23 protein-coding genes are annotated in these 24,476 nt (G+C 71.6%); 13 read left to right on the top strand and 10 right to left on the bottom strand.

All coding sequences use genetic code 11. The features are described from left to right. Nucleotides 1-84 precede the first annotated feature (84 nt). The gene (locus AB0F15_RS02410; RefSeq protein WP_360264737.1) at nucleotides 85-861 is read right to left on the bottom strand and encodes a metalloregulator ArsR/SmtB family transcription factor; all 777 of its coding nucleotides are present in this window, start codon (nucleotides 859-861) and stop codon (nucleotides 85-87) included. 80 nt (nucleotides 862-941) lie between these two features. Next, the gene (locus tag AB0F15_RS02405) at nucleotides 942-1,607 is read right to left on the bottom strand and encodes a hypothetical protein (protein ID WP_360263946.1); all 666 of its coding nucleotides are present in this window, start codon (nucleotides 1,605-1,607) and stop codon (nucleotides 942-944) included. Nucleotides 1,608-1,892: 285 nt separating this feature from the next. Here AB0F15_RS02405 and AB0F15_RS02400 point away from each other — a divergent pair, with 285 nt between their 5' ends. After that, complete coding sequence (locus AB0F15_RS02400) at nucleotides 1,893-2,681, top strand: hypothetical protein (RefSeq protein ID WP_360263943.1); 789 nt, start codon at nucleotides 1,893-1,895, stop codon at nucleotides 2,679-2,681. Beyond that, complete coding sequence (locus tag AB0F15_RS02395; protein WP_360263941.1) at nucleotides 2,678-4,543, top strand: serine/threonine-protein kinase; 1,866 nt, start codon at nucleotides 2,678-2,680, stop codon at nucleotides 4,541-4,543. The genes AB0F15_RS02400 and AB0F15_RS02395 overlap by 4 nt, the downstream gene beginning before the upstream one ends. Here AB0F15_RS02395 and AB0F15_RS02390 read toward each other — a convergent pair. Continuing rightward, nucleotides 4,521-4,943, bottom strand: coding sequence for a hypothetical protein (locus AB0F15_RS02390; protein ID WP_360263938.1), 423 nt, complete (start codon nucleotides 4,941-4,943; stop codon nucleotides 4,521-4,523). The genes AB0F15_RS02395 and AB0F15_RS02390 overlap by 23 nt on opposite strands. Nucleotides 4,944-5,214: 271 nt before the next feature. Between AB0F15_RS02390 and AB0F15_RS02385 the strand changes: the two genes are divergently transcribed. The 4 genes from AB0F15_RS02385 to AB0F15_RS02370 all read left to right on the top strand — a co-directional run bounded on the left by AB0F15_RS02385 (nucleotide 5,215) and on the right by AB0F15_RS02370 (nucleotide 9,714). Beyond that, on the top strand, nucleotides 5,215-5,772 hold the full coding sequence (locus AB0F15_RS02385; RefSeq protein ID WP_360263936.1) for an AAA family ATPase: 558 nt from the start codon (nucleotides 5,215-5,217) through the stop codon (nucleotides 5,770-5,772). A 133-nt stretch (nucleotides 5,773-5,905) separates the two neighbouring features. Next, nucleotides 5,906-7,675, top strand: coding sequence for a glycoside hydrolase family 18 protein (locus AB0F15_RS02380; protein ID WP_360263933.1), 1,770 nt, complete (start codon nucleotides 5,906-5,908; stop codon nucleotides 7,673-7,675). Nucleotides 7,676-7,739: 64 nt separating this feature from the next. Next, a complete protein-coding gene (locus tag AB0F15_RS02375; RefSeq protein WP_360263931.1) occupies nucleotides 7,740-8,492 on the top strand; it encodes an IclR family transcriptional regulator in 753 nt (250 codons plus the stop codon). Nucleotides 8,493-8,562: 70 nt separating this feature from the next. Further along, complete coding sequence (locus tag AB0F15_RS02370) at nucleotides 8,563-9,714, top strand: 4-hydroxybenzoate 3-monooxygenase (protein WP_360263928.1); 1,152 nt, start codon at nucleotides 8,563-8,565, stop codon at nucleotides 9,712-9,714. On the opposite strand, the gene AB0F15_RS02365 is transcribed toward AB0F15_RS02370, so the two are convergent. From AB0F15_RS02365 to AB0F15_RS02350, 4 genes are all read right to left on the bottom strand, one after another. Then, complete coding sequence (locus AB0F15_RS02365) at nucleotides 9,693-11,456, bottom strand: HAMP domain-containing sensor histidine kinase (RefSeq protein ID WP_360263925.1); 1,764 nt, start codon at nucleotides 11,454-11,456, stop codon at nucleotides 9,693-9,695. The genes AB0F15_RS02370 and AB0F15_RS02365 overlap by 22 nt on opposite strands. Then, nucleotides 11,446-12,141, bottom strand: a complete 696-nt coding sequence (locus AB0F15_RS02360) for a response regulator transcription factor (protein WP_360263922.1) — start codon at nucleotides 12,139-12,141, stop codon at nucleotides 11,446-11,448. The genes AB0F15_RS02365 and AB0F15_RS02360 overlap by 11 nt, the downstream gene beginning before the upstream one ends. 117 nt (nucleotides 12,142-12,258) lie before the next feature. Beyond that, nucleotides 12,259-14,847: an exo 1,3/1,4-beta-D-glucan glucohydrolase gene (locus AB0F15_RS02355; RefSeq protein WP_360264734.1), complete on the bottom strand. Its 2,589-nt coding sequence runs from the start codon at nucleotides 14,845-14,847 to the stop codon at nucleotides 12,259-12,261. Between the two features lie 463 nt (nucleotides 14,848-15,310). Further along, nucleotides 15,311-15,787, bottom strand: a complete 477-nt coding sequence (locus AB0F15_RS02350) for an Lrp/AsnC family transcriptional regulator (RefSeq protein ID WP_360264731.1) — start codon at nucleotides 15,785-15,787, stop codon at nucleotides 15,311-15,313. Between the two features lie 134 nt (nucleotides 15,788-15,921). Between AB0F15_RS02350 and pdhA the strand changes: the two genes are divergently transcribed. The 7 genes from pdhA to AB0F15_RS02315 all read left to right on the top strand — a co-directional run bounded on the left by pdhA (nucleotide 15,922) and on the right by AB0F15_RS02315 (nucleotide 22,314). Next, complete coding sequence (gene pdhA / locus AB0F15_RS02345; protein ID WP_360263920.1) at nucleotides 15,922-17,007, top strand: pyruvate dehydrogenase (acetyl-transferring) E1 component subunit alpha; 1,086 nt, start codon at nucleotides 15,922-15,924, stop codon at nucleotides 17,005-17,007. Next, nucleotides 17,007-18,002, top strand: a complete 996-nt coding sequence (locus AB0F15_RS02340; protein WP_360263917.1) for an alpha-ketoacid dehydrogenase subunit beta — start codon at nucleotides 17,007-17,009, stop codon at nucleotides 18,000-18,002. The genes pdhA and AB0F15_RS02340 overlap by 1 nt, the downstream gene beginning before the upstream one ends. Further along, entirely contained in the window at nucleotides 17,995-19,179 is a 1,185-nt protein-coding gene (locus AB0F15_RS02335; protein WP_360263915.1) for a dihydrolipoamide acetyltransferase family protein, read from the top strand. The genes AB0F15_RS02340 and AB0F15_RS02335 overlap by 8 nt, the downstream gene beginning before the upstream one ends. Before the next feature lie 55 nt (nucleotides 19,180-19,234). Continuing rightward, nucleotides 19,235-19,783, top strand: coding sequence for a hypothetical protein (locus tag AB0F15_RS02330; RefSeq protein WP_360263912.1), 549 nt, complete (start codon nucleotides 19,235-19,237; stop codon nucleotides 19,781-19,783). Beyond that, the gene (locus AB0F15_RS02325; RefSeq protein ID WP_360263909.1) at nucleotides 19,780-20,754 is read left to right on the top strand and encodes a hypothetical protein; all 975 of its coding nucleotides are present in this window, start codon (nucleotides 19,780-19,782) and stop codon (nucleotides 20,752-20,754) included. Before AB0F15_RS02330 ends, AB0F15_RS02325 begins: the two co-directional genes overlap by 4 nt. Nucleotides 20,755-20,839: 85 nt before the next feature. After that, the gene (locus tag AB0F15_RS02320) at nucleotides 20,840-21,400 is read left to right on the top strand and encodes a hypothetical protein (RefSeq protein WP_360263907.1); all 561 of its coding nucleotides are present in this window, start codon (nucleotides 20,840-20,842) and stop codon (nucleotides 21,398-21,400) included. Beyond that, complete coding sequence (locus tag AB0F15_RS02315) at nucleotides 21,397-22,314, top strand: hypothetical protein (RefSeq protein WP_360263905.1); 918 nt, start codon at nucleotides 21,397-21,399, stop codon at nucleotides 22,312-22,314. Before AB0F15_RS02320 ends, AB0F15_RS02315 begins: the two co-directional genes overlap by 4 nt. Here AB0F15_RS02315 and AB0F15_RS02310 read toward each other — a convergent pair. Genes AB0F15_RS02310 through AB0F15_RS02300 form a run of 3 tightly spaced genes read right to left on the bottom strand, consistent with a single transcriptional unit; the run spans nucleotide 22,301 to nucleotide 24,296 of the window. Continuing rightward, entirely contained in the window at nucleotides 22,301-22,810 is a 510-nt protein-coding gene (locus AB0F15_RS02310; RefSeq protein WP_360263903.1) for a putative immunity protein, read from the bottom strand. The genes AB0F15_RS02315 and AB0F15_RS02310 overlap by 14 nt on opposite strands. Before the next feature lie 38 nt (nucleotides 22,811-22,848). Then, complete coding sequence (locus tag AB0F15_RS02305; RefSeq protein ID WP_360263900.1) at nucleotides 22,849-23,982, bottom strand: FAD-dependent oxidoreductase; 1,134 nt, start codon at nucleotides 23,980-23,982, stop codon at nucleotides 22,849-22,851. Next, on the bottom strand, nucleotides 23,979-24,296 hold the full coding sequence (locus tag AB0F15_RS02300) for a bifunctional 3-phenylpropionate/cinnamic acid dioxygenase ferredoxin subunit (protein WP_360263897.1): 318 nt from the start codon (nucleotides 24,294-24,296) through the stop codon (nucleotides 23,979-23,981). Before AB0F15_RS02300 ends, AB0F15_RS02305 begins: the two co-directional genes overlap by 4 nt. Between the last annotated feature and the right edge of the window lie 180 nt (nucleotides 24,297-24,476).

Genomic DNA, 24,476 nt, shown 5'->3' with positions numbered 1-24,476 from the left:
GGGCGCCCACGAAACGGGGAGGATTCCGACGTATCTCTGTGTCAGATCTGTCGTATTCGGGGGATTTGACCGGTTGGCCGGGCCTCACGGAAGGGGGACACCGGTCTCCAGCAGCGTCTTCAGGCTGGACAGCAGCGCGGGCCAGCCCTGACCGCACATCTCCAGTGCCGTGCTGCCGGGGTCGAAACCGTCGTGGAGGACGGTCAGTTTCACCATTTCCCCGTGGGGCTCGAGGGTGAACGTGACGCGGGAGCGGCTTTCGCGCGTCAATTTCTGGAATGTCTCTTCGTCGACGCCGTTGGCTTTCGCCCACTCCGCGGTGAAAGTGTGCCACGTGTAGGAGAGCCGTCGGCAAGGTTCCGATTCGAGGACGACCTGTTCGGGGTCGCGGGTTGTCGTCCCGCCTTCGGACCACGCCATCGGCGAACCCTTTTTCCAATCGGTCTCGAAGGTCACGCCCCAGTACTGGCGCGTGAAGGCCGGGTCGGTAAGCGCTTGCCAGAGTTTTTCCGGTGTCGTGTTGATGTAGGTGGTGTACGCGAAATCGTTCATCGGTGCGGACTCCAATGCTTGTTTCAGGCCGGCCAGCGCGCCGGCCCGCTGCCGGTCGTAGCGGGTCATCCAGCGCTCGGCGATCGCGGTGATCGGCGCGGCGTCGAGGTAGTGCAGCTTTTCCCGGCCGCGCCGGGTGGTCGTGACCAGTCCGGCCGTCTCGAGCACGGCCAGGTGCTTGCTCACCGACTGGCGTGCCACGTCCAGTCCCGCGCACAGTTCGCGCAGGGTCCGGCCGTTGCGCTCGTTGAGCAAGTCCAGCAGGAGGCGGCGGCTGGGGTCGGCCAGTGCCTTGAAGACCTCGTCCATCGCGCCTTCCCGGGATGACATGCAGCCGACTGGCTGCCTTTTGACGATAGGCAGCCGCGCGGGTGCATGTCAACCGGGGATCACCGGAAGCGGAGCACCGTGACACTCGCGAGGACGAAGAACACGAGGATGACCAGCGTGCCGGACTGCCCGCCGGACGACCGGGTCACGACCTGGTCGACGTCCCCGGTCAGGCGCACCCCGCACTCGGCGACCACGGTGTGCGGGCCGGCCTCGATGCGGGTGAACTCGACCGGCGCGGTGAAGGCGCCGGAGCTGTCGGTGTAGGCGGAACCGACCTCGGCGCCGTCCGACGTCAGCGTCACCATCCGGCCCGGCCGGCACCCCGTCCCGGACGCGGAGAGCGACTCACCGGGCTTGATGCTCGGCCGGTCGAGCACCAGTTCGCCGGGCTTCGGCGGGGTGCTCGACGTCGTGGGGGTGGCGGGCGGGGTCGTCGCGGGTGGCGTGGTCGTGGTCGGCGGCGACGGGGTGGTGGTGGGCGTCGTCGTGGGCGCCGGGGTCTTGGTGGGGCTCGGCTTGGCCCGCGGGGTGGTCGCCGGCGGGGGCGGGGTGGTCGTCACCGGTGGCGGGGGCGTGGTGGTGGTGGTGGTGACCCCGGTGACGACGAAGGTGCCACTCGCGGTCTGCCGCTGGCTCGTGCAGGTCGCGGTCACGGCGTAGGAGCCCGGCGTCGCGGAGGCGGGCACCGCGGTGGCGAACTGCCCGCTGGTGGCCGGGGCCACCTTCGAACCGAGCGCCGTGCCGGCCCACAAGAAATTGATGACCCGGCAGGCCGGGAAACCGTTCCAGGAAATGGTGAACGAACTGCCCGCCGGTCCGCTCGAAGGTTTCAAACCAACCGACGGCGCAACTTGTGCGTCGCCCGTACCCGCGCCGGCGAGCAGAAGCAACGTTCCGGCCACGGCGCCGAAAACCAGCCGAACCACGAATCGCATTGGGACGTCCCTCCCCGGTGTGCTCGCTGTAGCATTCCGGACCAGTCGGATAACGCAAGTAGGGGATGCCCAATGGGACGTGTCATCGCGGCGGGGGTTGCGTTGGGTTTGTGCGCGGTGCTGCTGGGCGCGCCACCCGCCTTCGCCGAATCCGGCTCGCTGCAGCTGCAGGTGTCGATCGACCAGCGGCCGATCGAGGACGCAACGGTCCCGATCGATCCGGCGAACCAGGTCGAGCTGCAGGTCGTGGCGACCAACCCCGGCACCGCGCCGGTGAAGGTCCGCAGCGTGCGGCTCTCGGGCGTCGCCCTCGCGCTCACCTTCTTCGCCTACGACACGACCGCGCCCTTCGAGGTGCCGGCCCGCGGGTCGGCGTCCCGGACGTTCGTGCTCGACCTCGGCGACCTGACCGGCCAGGCGACCGGGCTGCTGCCGTCGTCGGTCGAGCTGCTCGACGCCGGGCGCGCCACGCTCGGCGAGGCGACGACGGTCGCCGACGTCCGCGGCTCCTTCTGGTCGGTCTACGGCGTCTTCGGCCTGGCGATGCTCGTGCTGACGATCCTCGCCTGGGCGACCGCGCTGCTCGCGCTGGCCCGGCACCGGCTGGCGCCCAACCGCTGGCGCCGTGGCGTGCGGTTCCTGCCCGCCGGGTTCGGCACCGGCCTGGTCGCGGTGATCAGCCTGTCGGTGCTGCGGCTGGTTCCGCCCGAGCCGGCGATCGAGATCCCGGTGGTGCTCGGCGCCGCGGCGATCGCGTTCCTGCTCGGCTACCTGACCCCGCACCCGGCGCCGCCCGCGGTGACCGAGAGTGACGCCACGGTGCAGCTCCCGGTCCCGTCGACCCAGGAATTCACCCGATGAGCGCACCGGCCGAACTGGTCGCCGCCCTGCCGCAGTACGACATCGGGGAGTCGATCGGCGAAGGCGGCATGGGCGTCGTGTTCGCCGGCGTGCACCGGACGCTGGGCCGCAGCGTCGCGATCAAGCAGCTGCCGTGGGACGTGCTCAACCACGCGGCGAGCAGCGAGCTCTTCGACCGCGAGGCGCGGGTGCTCGCCAGCCTCGACCACCCGCACATCGTGCCGGTGTACGACTACGTCCGCACCGGCCGCGAGCACCTGCTGGTGATGGAACGGCTCGACGGCGGAACCGTGCACAGCCGGTTCCACGGCGGCGGCGTCAGCGGCGAGCAGGCGTGCGCCATCGGGCTGGCGATGCTCGCCGGGCTGCACGCGGCGCACCGGGCCGGCGTGCTGCACCTCGACGTCAAGCCGCGGAACCTGCTGTTCAGCACGCAGGGCGTGGTGAAGGTGGCCGACTTCGGCATCGCACGGGTGATCAGCGAGGGCGCCACGCTCGTCACGCACGGTGGCGAGATCCTGGGCACCCCGGCGTACATCGCCCCGGAGCAGGCGATGGGCAACGCACTGAGCCCGGCGGCCGACGTGTACGCGGCGGGGACGGTGCTGTACGAGCTGCTGTCCGGCCGCCTGCCGTTCGACAACACCCGCGGCGCGATCAGCATGATGCGCCAGCACATGTTCACCGACCCGCAGCCGATCGCGGGCGTCCCGACGCCGATCGCCGGCGTGGTGATGCGCAGCCTCGCCCGCGAACTCGACGCGCGGTACCGCGAGGCGGAGTCGTTCGCGGCGGATCTCGCCGCGGCGGCCACGGTGGTGCACGGGCCGGGGTGGCTGGAGCGTTCCGGGGTCCCGGTGCTGCACCTGACACCCCGGATGATCGCGGGCCTCAACTCGGCGACGGTGCCCTCACCGGCGGAGGCCCGCACGCGCCCGGTGGCGCGGCCGGGAGCGACGCTGGTGGGGTCACCCGCCGAGGTGGGTGACCCGGGGTGGGCCGGTGGGCCGGGCGCCGGTGTGGCCGGCCCGGGTTCGCTCGGTGGTGCGGCCGGGCTGGATGGGGCTGGTTCCGGATGGGCCCGTGGGCGGTCGGGGCCGGGCGGCGAGGGTGCCGGGTGGCCCGGCGGCGCGACCGGTTCCCCGGCGGACGGTTCCGGTGCCTCCCAAGCCGTCGTGGTGTGGCTGCGGCTGGCCGCCGCGGCGGCCGCGATCCTGCTCGTCGTGCTCGCTCTGCTCAACCCCGCGCGGTTGCCGCACGAAGCCTCGGCCACGCTGGACCTCGGAGGCGCTCCCGTGTCGGCGCCGGTCGAGGTGGACCTCAGCAAGCCGCTGACCCTCACCGGGCCCGGAAACCCCGGCCGGGTCGCCCTCGAACTCTCCGCCGCCGGGATTCCGCTCGGATCGGCGTCGACCGAAGCGAAGCCCGACGGCAACGGCTTCACCGCGCAGCTCACCCTGCCCGGGATCGCGCGGTGGATCGTCGGGGGTGCCGTCACCGCCGAGGTGCGAACCGGCACGTCCGCGCAGGCGTTCACGCTGCTCACCAGCCAGCACCCGCTCGCCAGCGCCATGGGTGCGGGCAGCCTCATCCTGGCGTTGTTCGCCCTCGCCTACCTCGAATCGGGGCTGCGGACGGTCCGCAACGGCCACCGCTGGCGAGGTGCGGCGGCCGGCGGCCCGGTGCTGGGCATCCTGTTCGGCGCCGCGGTGTGGCTGTGCGTGTCGGTGCTGCGCGTGCACGAGCCGTCGCCGGGGTTCGGTGCCGGGTGCGCGGTCGCGGGCGCTCTCGCGGCCGGGCTGATCGTCGCGGCGGCGCGGCGCCGGGCGTCCACAGTGGTCAGTCGGCCATCCGGACGGTGACGTGCGGGCTGTAGCTCTTGCGCCGGCTCCACCCGAGTTCGGCGCACAGGCTCAGCTGGATGGCGCGGTCGGCGGGCGCCCAGTAGCCGGTGCGGACGAAGTAGCCCTCCATCGTGTTCAGTGCGCCGAGGGTCTTGCGGGCCGAACACATCTCCCAGCCCCACTGGCGCCCGGTCTTCTCGACGCCGTTGCGGCGCACGGAGATCCGGGGGTTGCCGACCGCGCGGATGTCCGCGTCACCCTCGGTGACATAGACGACGCCGTCGATTTTGTAGAACCGGTTGTTGTCGAGCAGGGCCACCTGTCCGGAGAGGGTGATCCCGACCCGGGCGCCTTCCTCGCCCGTGAGTGTCCAATCGAGACAGAATTCCTGAACTGGGAGTTCCAGCGACTGGGTCATGACGAGTTTCCCCTGTTCTAGCCGAGCGTCCCTTTCAGAAGATAAGGATTTCCGGGACGTCGGGAAGGGCTTCGCGTGATCTTCACCCGAAGGGTTCCGGACGTCGGATGCCTTGCGGCGCATGGTTTTCAGGCGTCGGGGTACGGCGGGTGACAACCGCGTCTCCGGCCGGGTGGTCTTCACCGCACGGGTCGGCTGGACGTGGCCGTCCATCACGTTCCGTGAGCTGAAGGTAAAGGAACCATTACCTTCGCCGGGACGTTGGCCGGGCATGAGCGAGTCCACTGTCATCGAGCTCGGCCCGCGCGACCTGCTCGTCGTGGCGGGACTGCCCGGAGCGGGCAAGACGACCATGCTCCGCCACGCCGCCGCCGGGCTGCCGGTGCTGGACTCCGACCAGGTGCGCGCGCGGCTCGGGGCGGTGGTCCCGCGGTCGGTGCCGTACCGGTGTTACCGGCCGGTGGTGCACGCGTGGCACCGGCTGCGGATCATCGGGCGCGCGATCGGCGTGCAGGGGCCGATCGTGGTCCACGAGCCGTCGACCCGCGCATCGACTCGCGCCCTCCTCGCGCTGATCGGGATGCTGAGCGGACGATCGGTGCGGCTGTTGTTCCTCGACGTGCCGGCGGAGCACGCTCTGGCGGGCCAGCGCAGCCGCGGACGGCTGGTGCGGCCGCGGTCGTTCAAGCGGCACGTCCGGCGGGTGGGGAAGTGGCGGGAGGAGTTGCTCGCGGACCGCGTTCCGGCGGGGTGGCGGAGTGTGCAGGTGATCGACCGCCCCCGCGCGGCCCGCACGCGGCTGGTGACCAAGCTGCTGGTCGAGTGTTGAGCCGCGGGGTGCTGCGCTGAGGTGGCGGTGGGATCGGCCGGGTGAGACGCCGAGCAAGCCAGGCCCCACCCTTTGGTCTGGACAATTCCCACATTGGTCCAGACAATAAGATCCTCCCCGACTGGAGGACCCGATGAGGCGTTCCCGACTGTCCGCAACCCTCGCCGCCTTCGTCCTGGCGCTCTCCGGTCTGGTGACCGGCTCCGCCGAGGCGGCCAACCTCCTCGCCAACCCCGGCTTCGAGGCAGGCTCGCTCTCCGGCTGGTCCTGCGGGAGCGGCGCCGCCGTGACCAGCGCCCCCGTGCACTCCGGCGGCCACGCGCTCGCCGCCACCCCCGCCGGGGCCGACTACGCCCAGTGCGCACAGACCGTCGCCGTTCGACCGAACACCACCTACACCGTCTCCGCCTGGGTGCGCGGGAACCCCGTCTACCTCGGCATCACCGGCGGCGCCTCGACGTGGTCCGGCAACGGAAGCGCCTACAACCAGCTGCAACTCACCTTCACCACCGGCAACCAGACCTCCGCCCAGCTCTACCTCCACGGCTGGTACGGCACCGGTGCCTACTACGCCGACGACGTCGTCCTCGACGGCCCCGGCGGCAGCACCCCCGGCACGCCCGGCGCTCCCGCCACCCCGCAAGCCGGCACCGTCACCACGAACTCCATCGCCCTGAGCTGGGGCGCGAGCGCCGGCACCGTCACCGGGTACCGCGTCTACGAGGGCAACACCGTCGTCGCCACCGTCACCGGCACGAGTGCCACCGTCGGCGGGCTGGCCGCCTGCTCGGCCCACAGCTACTCGGTGGCCGCCTACAACTCGGCGGGCGAGTCGGCGAAGAGCCCGGCCGCGACCGCGAGCACCACCGGCTGCGTCGACACCGGCCTGCCGAAGCACGCCCTCGTCGGCTATCTGCACGCGAGCTTCGCGAACGGCTCCGGTTACGTCCGGATGGCCGACGTCCCCGCCGCCTGGGACATCATCGACCTCGCCTTCGGGGAACCGGCCTCCGTGACGTCCGGGGACATCCGCTTCACCCGGTGCCCCGCGACCGAGTGCCCGAACGTCGAGAGCGACGCGGACTTCGTCGCCGCGATCAAAGCGAAGCAGGCGCAGGGCAAGAAGGTGCTGATCTCCATCGGCGGGCAGAACGGCCAGGTCCAGCTGACCACCGCCGCCGCCCGCGACAAGTTCGTCGGCTCCGTCTCGGCGATCATCGACAAGTACGGCCTGAACGGCCTCGACGTCGACTTCGAGGGCCATTCGCTGTCGCTCGACGCCGGTGACACCGACTTCCGCAACCCGACCACGCCGGTGATCGTCAACCTGATCTCCGCGCTGAAGACGCTCAAGGCCAAGTACGGCACGGGGTTCGTGCTCACCATGGCGCCGGAGACGTTCTTCGTGCAGGTCGGCTACCAGTTCTACGGCGGCTCGGGGGCCGGTGACGCGCGGACCGGCGCCTACCTGCCGGTGATCCACGCCCTGCGGGACTCGCTGACCGTGCTGCACGTCCAGGACTACAACTCCGGTCCGGTCATGGGGCTCGACAACCAGTACCACACCATGGGCGGTGCCGAGTTCCCCATCGCCATGACCGACATGCTCAAGGCCGGCTTCAGCGTGGCGAACACCGGGCAGTTCTTCCCCGGCCTGCGCCCGGACCAGATCGCGATCGGGCTGCCGGCCGCCGTCAGCGCGGGCAACGGCTACACCTCGCCCGCCGACGTCCAGACGGCGGTGAACTGCCTTGTCAAGGGCAGTGGCTGCGGCTCGTACTCGCTGCGCGGGGGCACTTCGCCGAGTCTGCGCGGGCTGATGACTTGGTCGATCAACTGGGACAAGTACTACGGCTGGGAGTTCCAGAACAGCCACGAGCCGTTCCTGAACGCGCTGCCGTGACCGTCGGCGGTGGGCCCGGCCGCCGGGGGTGGGGCACACTGCCTGACATGGTGCGGGTGACATCGTGAAGCGGGCTCCGGGCGAGTCGGTGCTCTCGCGCGTCGTCCGCATCTTCGAGACCTTCGGGCCGGACACGCCGGCGTTGCGCGTCACCGACATCGCGAGGCGGGCGGATCTGCACGTCGCCACGGCGTCGAGGCTCGTCGAGGAGCTGGTCGGGCACGGCTGGCTGCGCCGGGATCCCGACCGGCGGATCCGCGTGGGTGTCCGGCTGTGGGAACTGGCGTCCCGCGCTTCGCCCACGCTCGGGCTGCGCGAAGCGGCGATGCCGTTCATGGAGGACCTGCACGCCGTCGTCGGGCACCACACCCAGCTCGCGGTGCTGGAGGACCGCGAAGTGCTGTTCGTCGAGCGGCTTTCGGCGCCCGGCGCGACGCTGAACGTGACGCGCGTGGCCGGGCGGCTGCCCCTGCACGCGTCGTCGTCCGGGCTGGTGCTGCTCGCCCACGCACCCGCTGACCTGCAGGAACAGGTGCTGGCCGGTCCACTCGGGGCCTTCCGCCGCACGACGCTGACCGAACCGGCGCGGCTGCGCCGGTTCCTCGCCGACGTCCGGCGCACCGGGTACGCGTTCTGCGCGGGCTTCATCGACGAAGAGACCACGGGCATCGCCGTCCCGCTGCGGGGGCCGGACGGCGACGTCGTCGCGGCGCTGTCGGTGATCGTGCCCAACGACCGGAACGCGCGGTCGCAGATCCCGGCGTTGCGGGCGGCGGCGCGGGGGATTTCGCGGGCGATGGGGAATTCCTCTCACTGAATGAGAATGCCCTAGTGGCGGCGGTGGGGGACGTTCCATGCTCGGGCTCTCCGCGTGAAAGGACGTTCCCGTGCGCACCCAGGTCGTCATCGTCGGCGCCGGCCCGGCCGGGCTGCTGCTGTCCCACCTGCTCGGGCTCGAAGGCATCGATTCGGTGCTGGTCGAACGGCAGACCGCGGAGTACGTCCAGGCCCGCATCCGCGCCGGCATCCTCGAGGCGGGCACGGTGGAGCTCCTGCGGCAGGCCGGCCTCGGCGCCCGGCTCGACGTCGAGGGCATGGAGCACCGCGGGATCCACTTGCAATGGCCCGGGAACCGGCACCACGTCGACTTCACCGAGCTCATCGGCCGGTCGGTGACGGTCTACGGGCAGACCGAGGTGACGAAGGACCTGATGGCCGCGCGGGAAAAGGCGGGCCGTCCGGCGTACTACTCGGCCGACGGCGTCACCCTGCACGACGTCAGCGGAAAGCCGTCCGTGACCTTTGTGGACGTTGACGGTACCGCGCGGCGGATCGAGGCGGACGTCGTCGTGGGCTGCGACGGGTTCCACGGGCCGAGCCGGTCGGCGGTGCCCGCCCCGCAGGTCTGGGAGCGGGCTTACCCGTTCGCGTGGCTGGGGGTGCTGGCCGACGTCCCGCCGTCGACGGACGAGCTGATCTACGCGTGGCACCCGGACGGGTTCGCGATGCACAGCATGCGTTCGCCGCGGGTGAGCCGGTTCTACCTGCAGGTGGCGCCGGACGAGGACATCGCGCGGTGGAGCGACGACCGGATCTGGACGGCGCTGTCGTCCCGGCTCGGCGTGCCGGGGTGGACGCTGGAGACCGGGCCGATCACGGAGAAGAGCGTGCTCCCGATGCGGAGCTTCGTGACGACGCCCATGCGACACGGGAACCTTTACCTGGCCGGGGATGCCGCGCACATCGTGCCCCCGACCGGCGCGAAGGGGCTCAACTTGGCGGTGGCGGACGTCGCCCTGCTGGCGACCGCGTTGACGGCGTCGTTCCGCGGTGACGACCGGCTCGTGGACGCGTACTCGGAGACGGCGTTGCGGCGGGTCTGGCGCTGCACGCACTTCTCGTGGTGGATGACGTCGATGCTGCACCGCCACGGCGACGACTTCGACTCCCAGCTCCAGCTATCCCAGCTCCGCCGCACGGTGAGTTCGCTCCCGGCGATGACCGAGCTGGCCGAAAACTACGCCGGCCTGCCCCTGTAGGCCACGGGCAGCCGGACGGTGAACGTCGAGCCGGCGTCCACTTCGGACTCCGCCACCACCGTCCCGCCGTGGGCCTGTACGAGGTGGCGCACGATGGCGAGGCCGAGCCCGCTGCCGCCGGTCTGGCGGTTGCGGGACTTCTCGGCCCGCCAGAACCGATCGAACACGTGCGGCAGGTCTTCGGCGGCGATGCCGGTGCCGGTGTCCGCCACGGCGAGCGTCACCTCGTCCACAGTGGACGAGACGCGGATGGTCACCCGGCCCCCGGGCGGCGTGTGCCGGATCGCGTTCGTCACCAGGTTGCCGACGACCTGGCGCAGCCGCACCGGGTCGGCCGCCAGCGTGCAGTCGCCGGTGGCGGCCACGGCGAGCGTGACCCCGGCCGTGGCCGCCCGGTCGGCGTGCGCGGCAGCGACGTGGCCGGCCAGGTCCGCCGCGTCGAGGGGTTCGGGGTGCAGGCGCAGCTGGCCGGCATCGGCCGCGGCGAGGTCCTGCAGGTCGTCGACGATGTGCTGCAGCAGAGCGGCTTCTTCGAGCAGCGACGCGCTCAGAGCCCGGTCGAACGGCAGGTGCCCGTCTTCGGCGGCTTCCAGCCGGCCGCGGATGACGTTGAGCGGGTTGCGCAGTTCGTGGGCGATGTCGCTGACCATCGCCTTGCGCTGCTCCTCGATGCGTTCCCGCCGCGCCGTGAGGTCGTTGAACGCGGCGGCGAGGTAGCCGACCTCGTCGCGGGACTTCACCGGCGCCGGCCGGTCCTGCTGCGCCGCCTCGGTCAGCGCCCGCAGCGGGCGGGAAAGCCGCGTCGCGACCAGCACGGTCAGCGCGGCGGCCAGCACCAGCACCCCACCGGTCACCGCGAGGATCCGGGTCAGGTTCTCCCGGGACAGCGTGAACGTCGGCAGCGGCGACCCGCCCGGGCCCAGCGTGAACAGCAACGCGGGCGGCGCGACGTACGGGTTGAGCTGCTCCCGGCGGGCGGAGTCGATGCAGCCGCGGATGGGGGCCTGGTCGGGGACGTCGACCGCTTCGAGGTCGAGGTCCAGCTTCACCTGGTCCGCGCCCAGGCTCTCCAGGCAGTGGTTCACGGCGGCGTTGAGGCTGCTCAGCGCGGCCTGCTCGGTCGGGGTCGGCGCCGCCAGGGCGTAGAGCCCGCACTTGCCCGCGAAGTAGCGCAGGCTGAGCGGGTCGGCCCCGATCAGCTGCGGCCGCCCACTGGCCGACTCCCGCACCTGGCCGGCGATGCCCATCGACTCCAGGCAGACGGCGGCCTTCTTGGCCAGGCCGTCGACGTCCTCGCGTTCCTTCGGCGTCAGCCGGAACGGGCCCGCCGCCCGCGGGTCGATGCCGCTGGTGCCGGCCTGGGGCAGCAGCACCGGGTCGACGTGCAGGGGGTCGACCGACGCCGTCGCCTTCACCGGCAGGGTGACCGGTGCGCCGCCGGAGTCGCCGAGGACCCGCCGGTCGAGGGTGGTCAGCACGATCCGGCGGCCGGTCTGCTCCGACAGCGACCGCAGCTTCGGCCCGACCTGGTCCCAGGTGTGGTTGGCCGCCGCGAACCCGAGCACCTCGGTGTAGATGGTCGCGTCGCCGGAGAGCGCCTGGCCCTGCTCCTGCTGGATCGCCCGGGTGGTGGTCTGCACGGCGAGCCACGCGGTGGCGGCGATCGAGCCCAGCGCGATCAGCAGCGAGACGGCGGTGAGCCGGACGGCGAGACTGCGCCGCCGGGGGAAGCTACGTGTCATTTTCCGCCGTCAGCTTGTACCCGACGCCGAACACGGTCCGCAGGTAGACGGGCTTCTGCGGGTCCGGTTCGAGCTTCTTGCGCAGGTTGAGCACATGGACGTCGATGATCCGGGTGCTGACGAACCGGTCGTCGCCTCGGGTCAGCTCCAGCAGCTGCCGGCGCGTGAACACCCGGCCGGGTTGCCGGATCAGCGTCTCCAGCAGCTGGAACTCGCCGGGGGTCGTCTCCACCGGGCGCTCGCCGACCGACACCTCGTGCCGCACCGGGTCCAGCCGCAGCCGGCCCGCGCGCAACGCCGTGTCGGGTGGCTCACGGCGGGAGGCGGTCCGCCGCAGCAGCGTCCGGACCCGGGCCATCAGCTCGCGCGGGCTGTACGGCTTGGTGAGGTAGTCGTCGGCGCCGAGGTCGAGGCCGAGGAGCAGGTCGTCCTCGGTGGCGCGGGCGGTGAGCATCAGCACCGCGACGTCGGACTCCAGCCGCAGGATCCGGCAGACGTCGAGGCCGTCGAGCTTCGGCATCATCACGTCGAGGACCAGCAGGTCGGGCGGCTCGCGCCGGGCTTCGTCGAGCGCCGCCCGCCCGTCCGGGGCCAGCACCACGGTGTGGCCTTCGCTTTCGAGGTAGAGCCGGAGGACCTCGGCCTGCTTGTCGTCGTCCTCGGCGACCAGTACACGTGCGCACACGAGGTCGAGGTTAGGCGCCTTGACACCGTCGCGACGTCATCCTGACCGGATCTTCACACCTCGGGGCGCGGAAACGAACCGGGCCGGGAGCGAGGTGCGCTCCCGGCCCGGTCGCCGTCAGGTCAAGCTCGAACAGGGTCTCGCGTCCGGATCCTTCGCCCCCTTCGGCACCCACCGCACGTTCGCGAACGAAGCCTGGAACGTGCCGTCGGTGTAGACGAGGAACGGGGTGTTGATGTGCTCGAAGTCCAGCCCGTTGTCGAAGCAGGACACCGGGATCTTCACCGTCGTCTTCCCGCCGCCCGCCAGGTCGGTGAACAGCTTGGTCGCGTTCACCTCGGAGAAGCACGGGTAGACGCAGTGCATGCTGATCACCGTCCGGTTGGCCGGTGCCTGCTGCACGACCGTGTCGAACTCCAGCGCCGCGTCGGCGTTCAGGTAGCCGCGCAGGTCGTTCGTGCCCGCCGTGTTCTGCATGTAGAGCTGGGCCGCGCCCGCGCCGGTCCACGTCGTCTTCAGCCCGTCGCCCTGCACGTTGACGTCCGCCGGGACGACGTTGATCTCGCTGTGCGCCGCCGTGCCGTCGGGGCCGATCACGGTGCCGCCCCAGTTCTCCGCCGAGCCGATCTGGCTGGTGTACGGGGCCACGTCGGTGCGGTCGAACAGCGTGAGGTCGTCGGTCGCGGTGCCGCCGCCGCCGGTGGCGGTGCAGGACGCCGGCCCGGTGGTCTCGTCCAGCGGGCCGACCGTGGCGCGCTGCCCGGACTTGAGGCCGTAGCCGAGCTTGAACAGCGGGTCGTAGTTCGGCGACCACGGGTTGAGCGGCGTCTGGCACGCGCTCTTCGGCCACGAGTACGACAGCGTGCCCTGGTAGCCGGTGCCGTCCTTGCCCTTGACCAGCATGTCGGCGACGCCGCCGCCCTCGGTGCCGGGCAGCCAGGCCGCCACGAACGCGTCGGAGCGGTTGATCTCCTTGTTCATGTACAGCGGGCGGCCGCCGACGTACACGGTGACGACCGGGGTGCCCTTGCCGCTGACCTTGTCCAGCACGGCCAGGTCCTCGGGGTAGAGCTTCGACGCCTCGAGCGACTTGCGGGTCAGGTCGCCGACGCCCTCGGCGTACGGCGTCTCACCGATGACGGCGATGACCGCGTCGAAGCCCTTGGGGTCGACGGTCCCGGTGGCGTCGAAGGTGACGTTCGCGTCGCCGAGGTCCTGCTTGATGCCGGTCAGGATCGAGGTGGCGTTCGGGAAGTCGGCGTTGGTGTTGCCGGTGCCCTGCCAGCTCAGCGTCCAGCCGCCGGTCTGGTTCGCGATGTTGTCGGCGCTCTTGCCGACGACCAGGACCTTCGACGCCGGCTTGAGCGGCAGCACGTTGCCGTTGTTCTTCAGCAGCGTCTGCGACTCGCGGACGGCGTCGCGGGCCAGCCAGTTGTCCTTCAGCGCCTCGTCGGAGTTGGCGTAGGAGCGGTCGGACGGCTTCTGCGACTCGAACAGGCCGTCACGCAGCTTGACGCGCAGGATGCGGGTGACGGCGTCGTCGATGCGCGCCATCGGGATCTCGCCGCTGTTGACCTGGGCGACGGTGTTGGTGATGAACGCCTTCCAGTCGTTCGGCACCATCACCATGTCGATGCCGGCGTTGATCGCCTGCGGGCAGGACGAGTTGGTGCAGCCGGGAACCTGGCCGATGGCGTTCCAGTCGGACACGAGCAGGCCGTCGAAGCCGATCTTGCCCTTGAGGATCTGGTTCATCGCCTTGTCGCTGCCGGTCAGCTTGCCCTCGTTGATGCCGAGGTCGGCGTTGGTCCAGCTGTTGAACGACACCATCACGGTCTGGGCGCCGGCGGCGAGCGCGCCGTAGTAGCCCTGGCCGTGGATGTTGATCATGTCCGCTTCGGACGAGGGGTTGACGCCCTGGTCCTGGCCGTTGATCGTGCCGCCGTCGCCGATGAAGTGCTTGGCGGTGGCGATCACGCCGTTGTAGCCGATGCGCTTGGTGGCGCCGTCCTGGAGGCCGTTGATGGACTCGAAGCCGTAGGCGCGCGTGATGTGCGGGTCCTCGGAGAAGCCTTCGTAGGTGCGGCCCCAGCGGTCGTCCTGGACGACGGCCAGCGTCGGGGAGAAGGCCCAGTCCTGGCCGGTCGAACGGATCTGCCGGGCGGTGGCGCCGGCGACGTCGCGGACCAGGCACGGGTCGTGCGCTGCACCGAGGCCGATGTTGTGCGGGAAGACGGTGGCGCCGTAGACGTTGTTGTTGCCGTGCACGGCGTCGATGCCCCAGATCACGGGGATCTTCGTGCGGCTCGTCTTGGACGCGTTCCAGTAGGAGTCGGCGAGGGCCAGCCAGTCCTGCTGGGTGGCGTGCTTGTTCGCGCCGGGCCACGAGCCGCCGCCGTTGAGGACGGAGCCGATGGCGTACTGGCGGACCTCGTCGGGGGTGATGGAGGCGATCTCGGGCTGCGTCATCTGCCCGACTTTTTCTTCCAGGGTCATGCCCTGGAGGATTTCGGCGATCCGCTGCTCGTCGCCGGCCTTCCCCTTGAGCCTGCTGTCGACCTTCGGCCAGTCCGCGAGGGTCGGCAGGGTCTTCTCGATCTTGGCGCAGCCGTCCTTGTCCTTGGCGGGCTGCCCGATCACGGGCTGGGGCGGCTCGGCTTGGGCCGGCGTCGCCTGGGCGATCCCGCCCAGCAGGCTCAGGCTCATCAGCGTGACGAGCGAACTTCGGCGCGCACGGGACCACGCGCGGGATCTACTGGCCATGGACAGGTCCATTCTGCGATGAACGGCGGACCGGCCGATCCTCACCGGGCGACCGGGAGGCCGTCAAGGGTTTCGATTGTTTGGAGGGCCTGTTAATTCTCGACATAAAATAAGAGTCGTCCGGTGGTGGGGCCACGCATAGTGCCTAACTCGCTTGCAGTCAAGAGCACTGCTGGGCACGGGTTCTGCCCGTGACGTCCGCCGTGCCGTCTCGCTCGACCCGCCTGGACGAACTGGCCGCCGCCGGGAGCAGCCAACTCACCGCCCGGACCGGCCAACTCACCGGAACGCGGGCGAGTTGGCCGGTTCGGCCGGTGCGTTGGCCGGTGCGGCCGGTGAGTTGGCCGGACGCGACGGTCTGAAGTCGGCGTGCGCGAGCAGGCGTGGCAGAAACCGAGCGCGCGGCTCAGCTCAGCACCGAGCCCGGCAGCTCCTCGAAGATCAGCCAGGTCCGCGTCGACCGCACGCCCTCCAGCGCCTGCAGCCGCTCCAGGACGACGTCCCGCAACGTCGAGTTGTCCGGCGTCCGGACCAGCAGCAGGATGTCGAAGTCGCCGCCGACCAGGGCCACGTGGTCGACGTACGGGATCTCGTGCAGGTCCGTCGCCATCGTGCGCCAGGACGTCTGCTCCACCGTCACCATGATGTACGCGCTCGTGCCCAGGCCGGCGCGGCGCGGGTCGATCCGGGCGCCGAAGCCGGTGATCACTCCCTCCGCCATCAGGCGCTCCAGGCGCGCGTACGCGTTGGTGCGCGAAATGTGGAGTTTTTCCGCCAGCGCGCGCACCGCCAAGCGGCCGTCCGCGGACAGCTCGGCCAGCATCGCCCGGTCGACGTCGTCGAGGGCGGGGACCGTTCGTCCCGCGAGACGGCCGTGAGCCAGGCCACTGCTGGACGTTTGGTCGTCTGAAGGCCCTGAAGGCGACTGTTTGTCGCTCATTTCCGCCAACCCTTGAACACAACACCGCCGAGAACGACCATTTCAGCATCATATGTCTGGGAGAGGTGGTGTGCGCCATGGCTGTGGTGTCTTCGGAGACCCTGCTGCCGTCCGCTGCCCCGGTCCGGTTCGTCGCCGAAGACGGGAGCCGGGCCGGCGAGCACGGCGCGTACGGCGAACCCGCGGCGGAGCGGCTCAAGGAGGCCTACCGGCTGATGGTGCTGGGCCGCCGGTTCGACGTCCAGGCGACGGCGCTCACCAAGCAGGGCCGTCTCGCCGTCTACCCCTCCAGCGCGGGCCAGGAGGCCTGCCAGGTCGCCGCCGCGCTGGCGCTCGAACAGCGCGACTGGCTCTTCCCGACCTACCGCGACTCGGTCGCCCTCGTCGCCCGCGGCCTGAAGCCCGGCGAAGTCCTGACGCTCCTTCGCGGCGACGCGCACTGCGGCTACAACCCGGTCGAGACGCGCGTAGCGCCTCAGTGCACTCCGCTCGCGACGCAGACCCTGCACGCCGTCGGGCTGGCGCACGCGATGCAGCGCCGCGGCGAAGACGCCGTCGCCCTCGCGCTCATCGGGGACGGCGCCACCAGCGAAGGCGACTTCCACGAAGCGCTCAACTTCGCGGCCGTCTTCAAGGCGCCGGTGGTGTTCTTCGTGCAGAACAACCGCTTCGCCATCTCGGTGCCCTTCGAGAAGCAGAGCGCCGCGGCCGCGCTGGCGTACAAGGGCATCGGCTACGGCATGCGCTCGGAGCAGGTCGACGGCAACGACGCCGTCGCCGTCCTGGCCGTCCTCGACGACGCGGTGAAGCACGCGCGCGAAGGCAAGGGACCGGTCCTCGTCGAGGCCCACACCTACCGCATCGACGCCCACACCAACGCCGACGACGCCACCCGGTACCGCGACGCCGAAGAAGTCGCGAAGTGGCGCGAAGCGGACCCGCTCAAGCGGCTCGAGACCTACCTCCAGGCCGAAAATGTCCTGCAGGGCAAGGAAATCGAGCAGTTCGCGGCCGACGCCGAGGTGTTCGCGCAGTCCGTCCGCGACACCCTGAACGCCGAGCCCGAGCTCGACCCGCTGTCGCTGTTCGACCACGTCTACGCCGCACCGACCCGCCAGCTGCGGCAGCAGCGGGCCGCCCTCGCAGCCGAACTGGAGGCCTGATGACGACCACCATGGCCCAAGCGCTCAACGCGGCCCTGCGGGACGCCCTCAAGGACGACGACCGGGTGCTCGTGTTCGGCGAGGACGTCGGCACGCTCGGCGGCGTCTTCCGCGTCACCGACGGCATCACCGCCGACTTCGGCGAGGACCGCTGCTTCGACACCCCGCTGGCGGAGGCCGGTATCGTCGGGTTCGCCGTCGGGATGGCGATGGGCGGGTTCCGCCCGGTCGTCGAGATGCAGTTCGACGCCTTCGCGTACCCGGCGTTCGAACAGATCACCTCGCACGTGGCGAAGCTGCGCAACCGCACCCGCGGCGCGCTCTCGCTGCCGATGGTCATCCGCGTGCCCTACGCCGGCGGCATCGGCGGTGTCGAGCACCACTGTGACTCCAGCGAGGCCTACTACACGCACACGCCGGGCCTGCGCGTCGTCACGCCGGGCACCGCGCAAGACGCCTACGACCTGCTTCGCGACGCCATCGAGTCCCCGGACCCGGTGATCTTCCTCGAACCCAAGTGCCGCTATTGGTCGAGCGAGGAGGTCACCTTCACCCGCTCGGGCCCCGCCATGGACCAGGCCGTGGTCCGGCGCCACGGGCGGGACGTCACCCTCATCGCCTACGGCCCGATGGTCGCCACCGCACTGGAAACCGCCGAAGCCGCGACGGCCGAGGGCTGGGACGTCGAGGTCGTCGACCTCCGCTCGCTGTCGCCGTTCGACGACGAGACCGTGACGGCTTCCGTGCGCCGCACCGGGCGGGCGGTCGTCGTGCACGAGGCCGCCGGGTTCGGCGGCTACGGCGCCGAGGTCGTCGCCCGCGTCACCGAGCAGTGCTTCCACCAGCTCCACGCGCCGGTCCTGCGGGTCACCGGGCTCGACATCCCGTACCCGGCGCCGAAGCTCGAGCGCCACCAGCTGCCCGACGTCGACCGGATCCTCGACACGATCGCGCGCCTGCAGTGGGCCGACACCCCGGTGGTGACCGGTGCCTGACTTCCTGCTGCCGGACCTCGGCGAAGGCCTGACCGAGGCGGCGATCGTGGACTGGCGGGTCAAGGTCGGCGACACCGTCGACGTCGACCAGGTCGTCGTGGAGGTCGAGACGGCGAAGGCGGCGGTCGAGGTGCCGGTGCCGTTCGCCGGCGTGGTGTCGGCGCTGCACGGCGAACCGGGGCAGCTGCTGCCGGTCGGCGCGCCGCTGCTGAGCGTCGGCGGGTTCGCCGAGCCCGGGGTCACCGTGTCGTCGACGTCGGCCGGCAGCGGGAACGTCCTGATCGGGTACGGCACCGCGCCCACCACCCGGCGCAAGCGTGCCCGCCGTGCCGAAGTGCCCGCCCCGAAGGCCAAGGCGCCCGGCGTGATCTCGCCGTTCGTCCGGAAACTGGCCGCGGACAACGGGGTGGACCTCGCGAAGGTGACCGCGACCGGCGCGGACGGGATCATCCGCCGCGCCGACGTCGAGGCGGCGCTGAAGAAGCCGGTCGCGAAGGGCAAGCGCATCCCGTTGACCGGGGTCCGCAAGGCCGTGGCCGACAAGCTCACGACGTCCCGGCGCGAGATTCCCGAAGCGACGGTCTGGGTGGACGTCGACGCGACCGAGCTGGTCGCCGCCCGCGCGGCGTTGAACGCCAAATCCGACCGGCCGGTCAGCCTGCTCGGGCTGATCGCGCGGTTCGCCGTCGCGGGGCTTCGCAAGTTCCCGGAGCTGAACTCGCGCGTCGAGGGCGACGAGATCGTGCTGCTCGACGAGATCAACCTCGGCTTCGCCGCGCAGACCGGCCGCGGCCTGGTCGTGCCGGTGGTGCGCGCCGCCGGGGCGCTGTCCACCCGGGACCTGTCGGCGGCGATCGGCGAGCGGGCCCGCACCGCGCGGGACGGCAAGCTCGCGCCCGCGGACCTCACCGGCGGCACCTTCACGGTGAACAACTACGGCGTCTTCGGCGTCGACGGCTCGGCCGCGATCATCAACCACCCCGAAGCGGCGATCCTCGGCATCGGCCGGATCATCGACCGGCCCTGGGTCGTCGACGGCGCGCTGGCGGTGCGGAAGATCTGCGAGCTGACGCTGGCCTTCGACCACCGCGTCTGCGACGGCGGCACGGCGGGCGGGTTCCTGCGGTTCGTCGCCGACTGCGTGGAGTCGCCGGTCACCGCCCTCGGCGACCTCTGACGACTCACCGGCCGCGTTGGCCGGTGGTGACGGTGTTCGCACTTAAAGTGGTTGCGTGACGACACCGGCCCAGCACGACCGCGACCTCGCGGAGGGGCGCGTCGCCCGGCTCAAGCAGGACCTGCGGGCCGGGATCGCGGCTCCGCCCGGCGACGTCGAGGCGATGGACGAGCTCGTGACGACGGCGCACCGGCTGCTCGACGCCGAGGTGGCGTTCGACGAGGCCGGGCGCCGGCTGGCCACCGCCGAGCTCGAGTCACGGCACGCGGCGACCCAGCGCGCGGTCGTCTGGTTCGCGGCCGCGCCCGTGCTGGTGGCACTGGTCGCCGGGGCGCTGGTGCTGTTCGAAGTGCTTTCGCCGGGGTGGCTGCCGGTTCTGGTGCCGCTGTTCGGCGCGGGGCTGTGGATCGGCTTCGGCCCGGTGCGCCGGGCCGGGGCCGTGCTTCGCGAGCGGATGCGGGCGGCGTGGGCGGGCAGCCTCGCGGCGGTGCTGCTGGTGGGCGCGCTCCTGCCGTGGTCCGCGGCCGTCGTCTTCACGATCCTGACGGCGCTGGGCGTCGCGGGCACGATCGCGCTGCTGTGGCGGGAAAGCCGGATCCCGTGAGCCACGGCTACGCGACCTACGGCGACGATCCCGAGTTCGAGCCGGAGTACCTCGAGCCCGGTGATCCGACGCGCCGCGACCTCGACGAGCTGTTCGCGGCGGTCGACGGGCTGCGCGCGGCCGACGACCGCTTGGGTCAGGACGTCGCCGAACTGACCGAGCGGCTCGAGAGCGGCGGCCCGGACCGGCAGGACGACCGCATCGACCGGCTCGGCAGGCAGCTGGAACGGCTGCAGCAGCAGGTCCGGGTCCTGGAGCGCGCGGTGCGCGTGGCCGACGGGGTGCCGCAGGCGGACCTCGACGACGTCGGCGCGGAGACGCGGGCGCTCGCGGCGGAGGCGGCGCGGTGGGACGACCTGCACCAGGAACTCGTCACGAAGGAGCAGCGGGCCCGGTACGCGGAGGAGATCGCGCACCTGGACTCGGTGCGGTCGGCCCTTTCCCGGTGCGAGGCCGAGCTGCTGGACGTCATCGGGGTCTTGGCGTCGACGGACCGGTCGACCCGGGCCCGCGGGGACGCGGAATCGCGGCTGCGTGCGCTGACGACCCGGCGGCGCACCCTGCTGGACGAGGAGATCCCGGCGGCTTCGGAGGCGGCGGAGACGGCGCGGCTGGCGTTGCGCGAGGCCGACGCGGTCGAGGCGCGGGTGGTGCCGCAGTTGGAGCGCGCCGAACGGGCGTGGCACGACCTGCAGGTGCGGCTGCGGACCCGGATCACCGACGCGCTCGGCTCGAACGCCCTGCTGCCGACGTGGTTCGGGCACGCGCTCGGCGTCGCCCCGCCGTCCGGCACGTCGGGTGACGCGTGGATCCGGACGGCGGCGTCGGTGCTGGCGTACCGGGTGACGTTCGGTGTCACGGACCCGGCGTTGCCGCTGGGCCCGCCGGCGCCCGGGGGAACGGACACGAACGAGCGCCGGTGGACCTGGCGAGCGAGGCTGGAGTCCGACCTGGACGCCCTCGCCCTCTGACCCCCGCGTTGGCCCGTTCGGCTGAATCCCGGGCCGGGCGGCCGGAGCGCGGAACACCGCGGTGCGCGCGGGCGACTGTAGGGCCATGGACGAGCCCGGCGACGACACTCGCAACACCGTGCGCGGCGATGTGCACGGCACGGTTTTCCAAGCCGGCCGCACGGGAAACGTGAACACCGGTCCCGTGCACGGGGAAACCGTGTACCTGGGCGACGTGCACCTCCACGGGACCGCCGAGCGGGCCGACTTCCGGGACGGCGGCGTCCTGGCACTGAGCCGCAAGGACTACGCGACGGCCGTCGCGGACCTTTCCCGGGCCTGCCGGGCGGCCCCGGCGGACGCCGGCCTCGGCTTCCTCCTCGCCCTCGCGCTGCTGCGCGGCCACCGGCCACACCGGATCCGGTCGACCCGGGAGCTGACCGCCGTGCTCGACTGCCTTCGCCGCGCCGAGCACCTCCCGCACGCCCGGCTGCTGGTCCTGCTGGTCCAGGAAGACCGGGGACGGTTCTGGGAGCGGGGCGGGCGGGTCTCCGGCGAGGTGCAGGCGCTCGTCGACGACGCGGACCCGGCCGCCGTCCGGCAGATCCTCGACCACGTCACCGCGCCGGAGAACCGGGTGTGGCGCCTGCTCGAGGCGAGCCGGTGACCGAGGACGAGGAGATGACCTCCTCCGATTCCGCCGACGACCGCCGGGAGATCGTCGACCGCTACTTCGCGGCCGAGCCGAGCGCCCGGGAACGATCGCGCATGCAGCTGTATGTCTTCGGTGGCGTCGCGGCGATCCTGGTCGGTGTCATCGCGTCGATCGCCGGTTCCTGGGTGTTCGGCGTCTTCGCGGTCGTCGGCGGCGGGTTCGCTGTCGGGCGCGGTCTCCCTCTGTTCGAGGCCTACCGGGCGGCGCAGGAGGCGGCTTCGCCCAAGCCGCGGGACGCGATCATCGACAAGATCCGGGACCACGAGCTCGGCAAGGTCCGGCGGCGCGCGCTGGACCGGCTGGACCTCACCACCGAGGACCTCGAGCTGGACCCCGTGGACTGGGATCCGCTGGCGGAACCGGGGCTCGGCGCGCGCCCGCGCGAGCCGCTGGTCGTCACCGGGCCGGTCCCGGCCTCCGACGTCGTGGTGGGCCGGGACGGCGTGTGGCGGTTCTCCCAGTACGCCGTGCTGGTGATCTGCCCGACCGACTACCACCTGGGCCTGTACCGGTGCGTCATCGACCTGCGGGTGGCGGGCCTGTTCCAAGAGGAGACCCACGAGTACCACTACACCGACGTGGTCGCCGTCTCGACGGCGATCCGCAAGGGCGGCCGGATCGCCGCCCGGGTCGTGGACGCCGACGAAAGCGCCTTCCGGTTCGAAAGCGTCCTGCTGCACGAATTCCGGCTGGTCGTCTCCAGCGGCGATTCGAGCACGATCGTCTTCGGCATCTCCGACGAACGCCGCCCCGACCACCGAGCCGAACTGCCGGCGACGGGGATCGACAACGTCGTCCGCGCGGTGCGGAGCATGCTCCGCGACAAGAAGGGCACGGCGGCCGGCCCGGAGATCAGTCCCCGCTGAAGCGGAGGGCGGACTCCAGCCGCCGGTGGAGGTCGCCGAGGCGGGACCGGCCCGGTTTGCCCGGTGGGAAGCGGCGGAGGAGCTCACCGGCCTCGGGTGGGGCGTGGTCGAGGGCCCAGCGGATCTCGGCTTCCGCGTCGCCGCCGGCGAGCTCGCGGGCCAGTGCCGCCTGCTGCGCCGGGCCGACGATGTGCTTCACCTGGTGGGGCGTCGGCAGGGGGTGCAGGTAGGCCGCGCCCGCCGCGCCGACCGCCGCGCGGGCTGCTGCCCCGGCCGCCGGGTCCTCGGCCGCGCCCGCCGCCGCGAGAGCCGCCCACGCCGCCGTGCGCAGGGCCTTGGTGCGCGGGCCGCCGACGGCGAATTCTCGCGCCGCGTCGATCGCCGCAGCCGGGCGAAGATCGCCGGGGACGCGGGATTCGTACAGCGGCAGGACGCGGGAAGCGCAGGCCGCGGCCCAGGCCGTCAACGCCCGGAGTTCGGCGAGAGTCAGCTCCATGTGGGTGAAGCATATCCTTGAACGTCCGGTTGAGACTTCTACACGATCGCGGGTCGCCGTAGTGCCTGCCGCCGCAGGCGGTTGAACACCTTCGCGTTGTTCAACGCGAACACCCCCACTATCTCGCCGTCGCGCTGCCAGGTCGCCACGAACGAGGCCGACGAGGGATCGCCGTCGACGAACGAAAGCGAGTCGTCCTGTCGGGGGTGCCCGGCCAGCTGCAAGGTTCCCGAATACTGGTCGGACCAGACGTACCCACTCGGGGTGTAAGTCCGCGAAGTGTGCCCGGTCAGCAGGTTGGCCACCGCGACCGGCGCCTGCTCGGACGCGTTCGTCCAGTGCTCGTGCCGCTGTCCCCCGTACCGGGCCACGTCGCCCACCGCCACCACCTGCGGCAGCTCGGTGACCAGCCCCGCGTCGGTGTGGACGCCGTTGCCGACCTTCAAACCCGAACCGGCCAGCCAGTCCGTCGCCGGTGTCATCCCGGCCCCCACCACGACCACGTCGGCGGGGACGAGCGAACCGTCGGCCAGGTGGACGCCCGCCGCGTCCATGCCCGTCGCCGAAACGCCGCAGCGCAGGTCCGTGCCGTGCTCGAGGTGCAGCCGGGCGCACACCGCGGCCAGCGCAGGGCCCAGCACCGACGTCAACGGAGCGGCCAAAGCTTCCAGGACGACCACGTCGAGGCCCAGGGAACGGCACGTCGAGGCCACCTCGGCACCGATGAATCCGGCCCCGACGATCACCACGCGGACCCCGGGCACCAGGGACGACCGCAGCGCCAGAGCGTCGTCGACCGTCCGCAGCGTGTGGGCGCCCGCGAAGCCCGGCAGCGTGCGCGCGCGGCCGCCGGTGGCGATCACGACGCCGTCCGCGTGCACCGACCCGCCGTCCGACAGGAGGATCCGGCGGTTCCCCGGCTCGAGCCCCGTCGCCCGCACACCGAGCCGGAAGTCCAGGGCCAGCGACGCCAGGTCGCCGGTGTCGAGCAGGTCCAGCGACTCACGCGAAGCCGTCCCGGCCAGGAAGGCCTTGGACAGCGGTGGCCGGTCGTAGGGCAGGTGGGGCTCGTCGCCGATCAGGACGACGCCGCCGTCGTAACCCTGCGCGCGCAGCTCCTGCGCCGCGCGGACCCCGGCGAGCGAAGCGCCGACGACCGCGATGCGCTTCACGCGGCGTCCTCGTCCGCGACGCCTTGGACGTAGACGACGCCGTCGTCGACCACGACCGGGTACGTGCGCACCGGGTCCTTGGCCGGCAGGCACGTCGGCATGCCCGTGCGCAGGTCGAACAGCGCCGCGTGCAGCGGACACTCGACGAAGCAGCCCTCGAGCCAGCCGTCGGCCAGGGAGGCGTCCTGGTGGGTGCACGTGTCGCCGATGGCGTACAGCTCCCCGTCGGCGTTGAACACCGCGATGGCGGGCGGCCCCGGGATGCGGAAGGACTCACCGGGCGGCAGCTCGTCCACCGTGCACGCGCGAATCATGACGCCTCCGGTCCTGTTGCGCAGAGAGGAACATCAACTGTGATACGCAACAAGTCTGAGTTCGCCATCGGGCGTCGTCAAGGGGGTACGCCCCGGTAGTTTTCGTTGCAGGCACCACACTTCCCGGGCACGCCAAACCCCGGGCCGTAGCTTTCACGTGAAAGCTACGGCCCGGGTGCG

It is taken from the genome of Amycolatopsis sp. NPDC026612, from assembly GCF_040638285.1.
In the GTDB taxonomy this organism is placed as follows: Bacteria; Actinomycetota; Actinomycetes; order Mycobacteriales; family Pseudonocardiaceae; genus Amycolatopsis.
The sequence above is the reverse complement of the archived record's forward strand: the minus strand, read 5'-3'. Positions and strand labels throughout refer to the sequence as shown.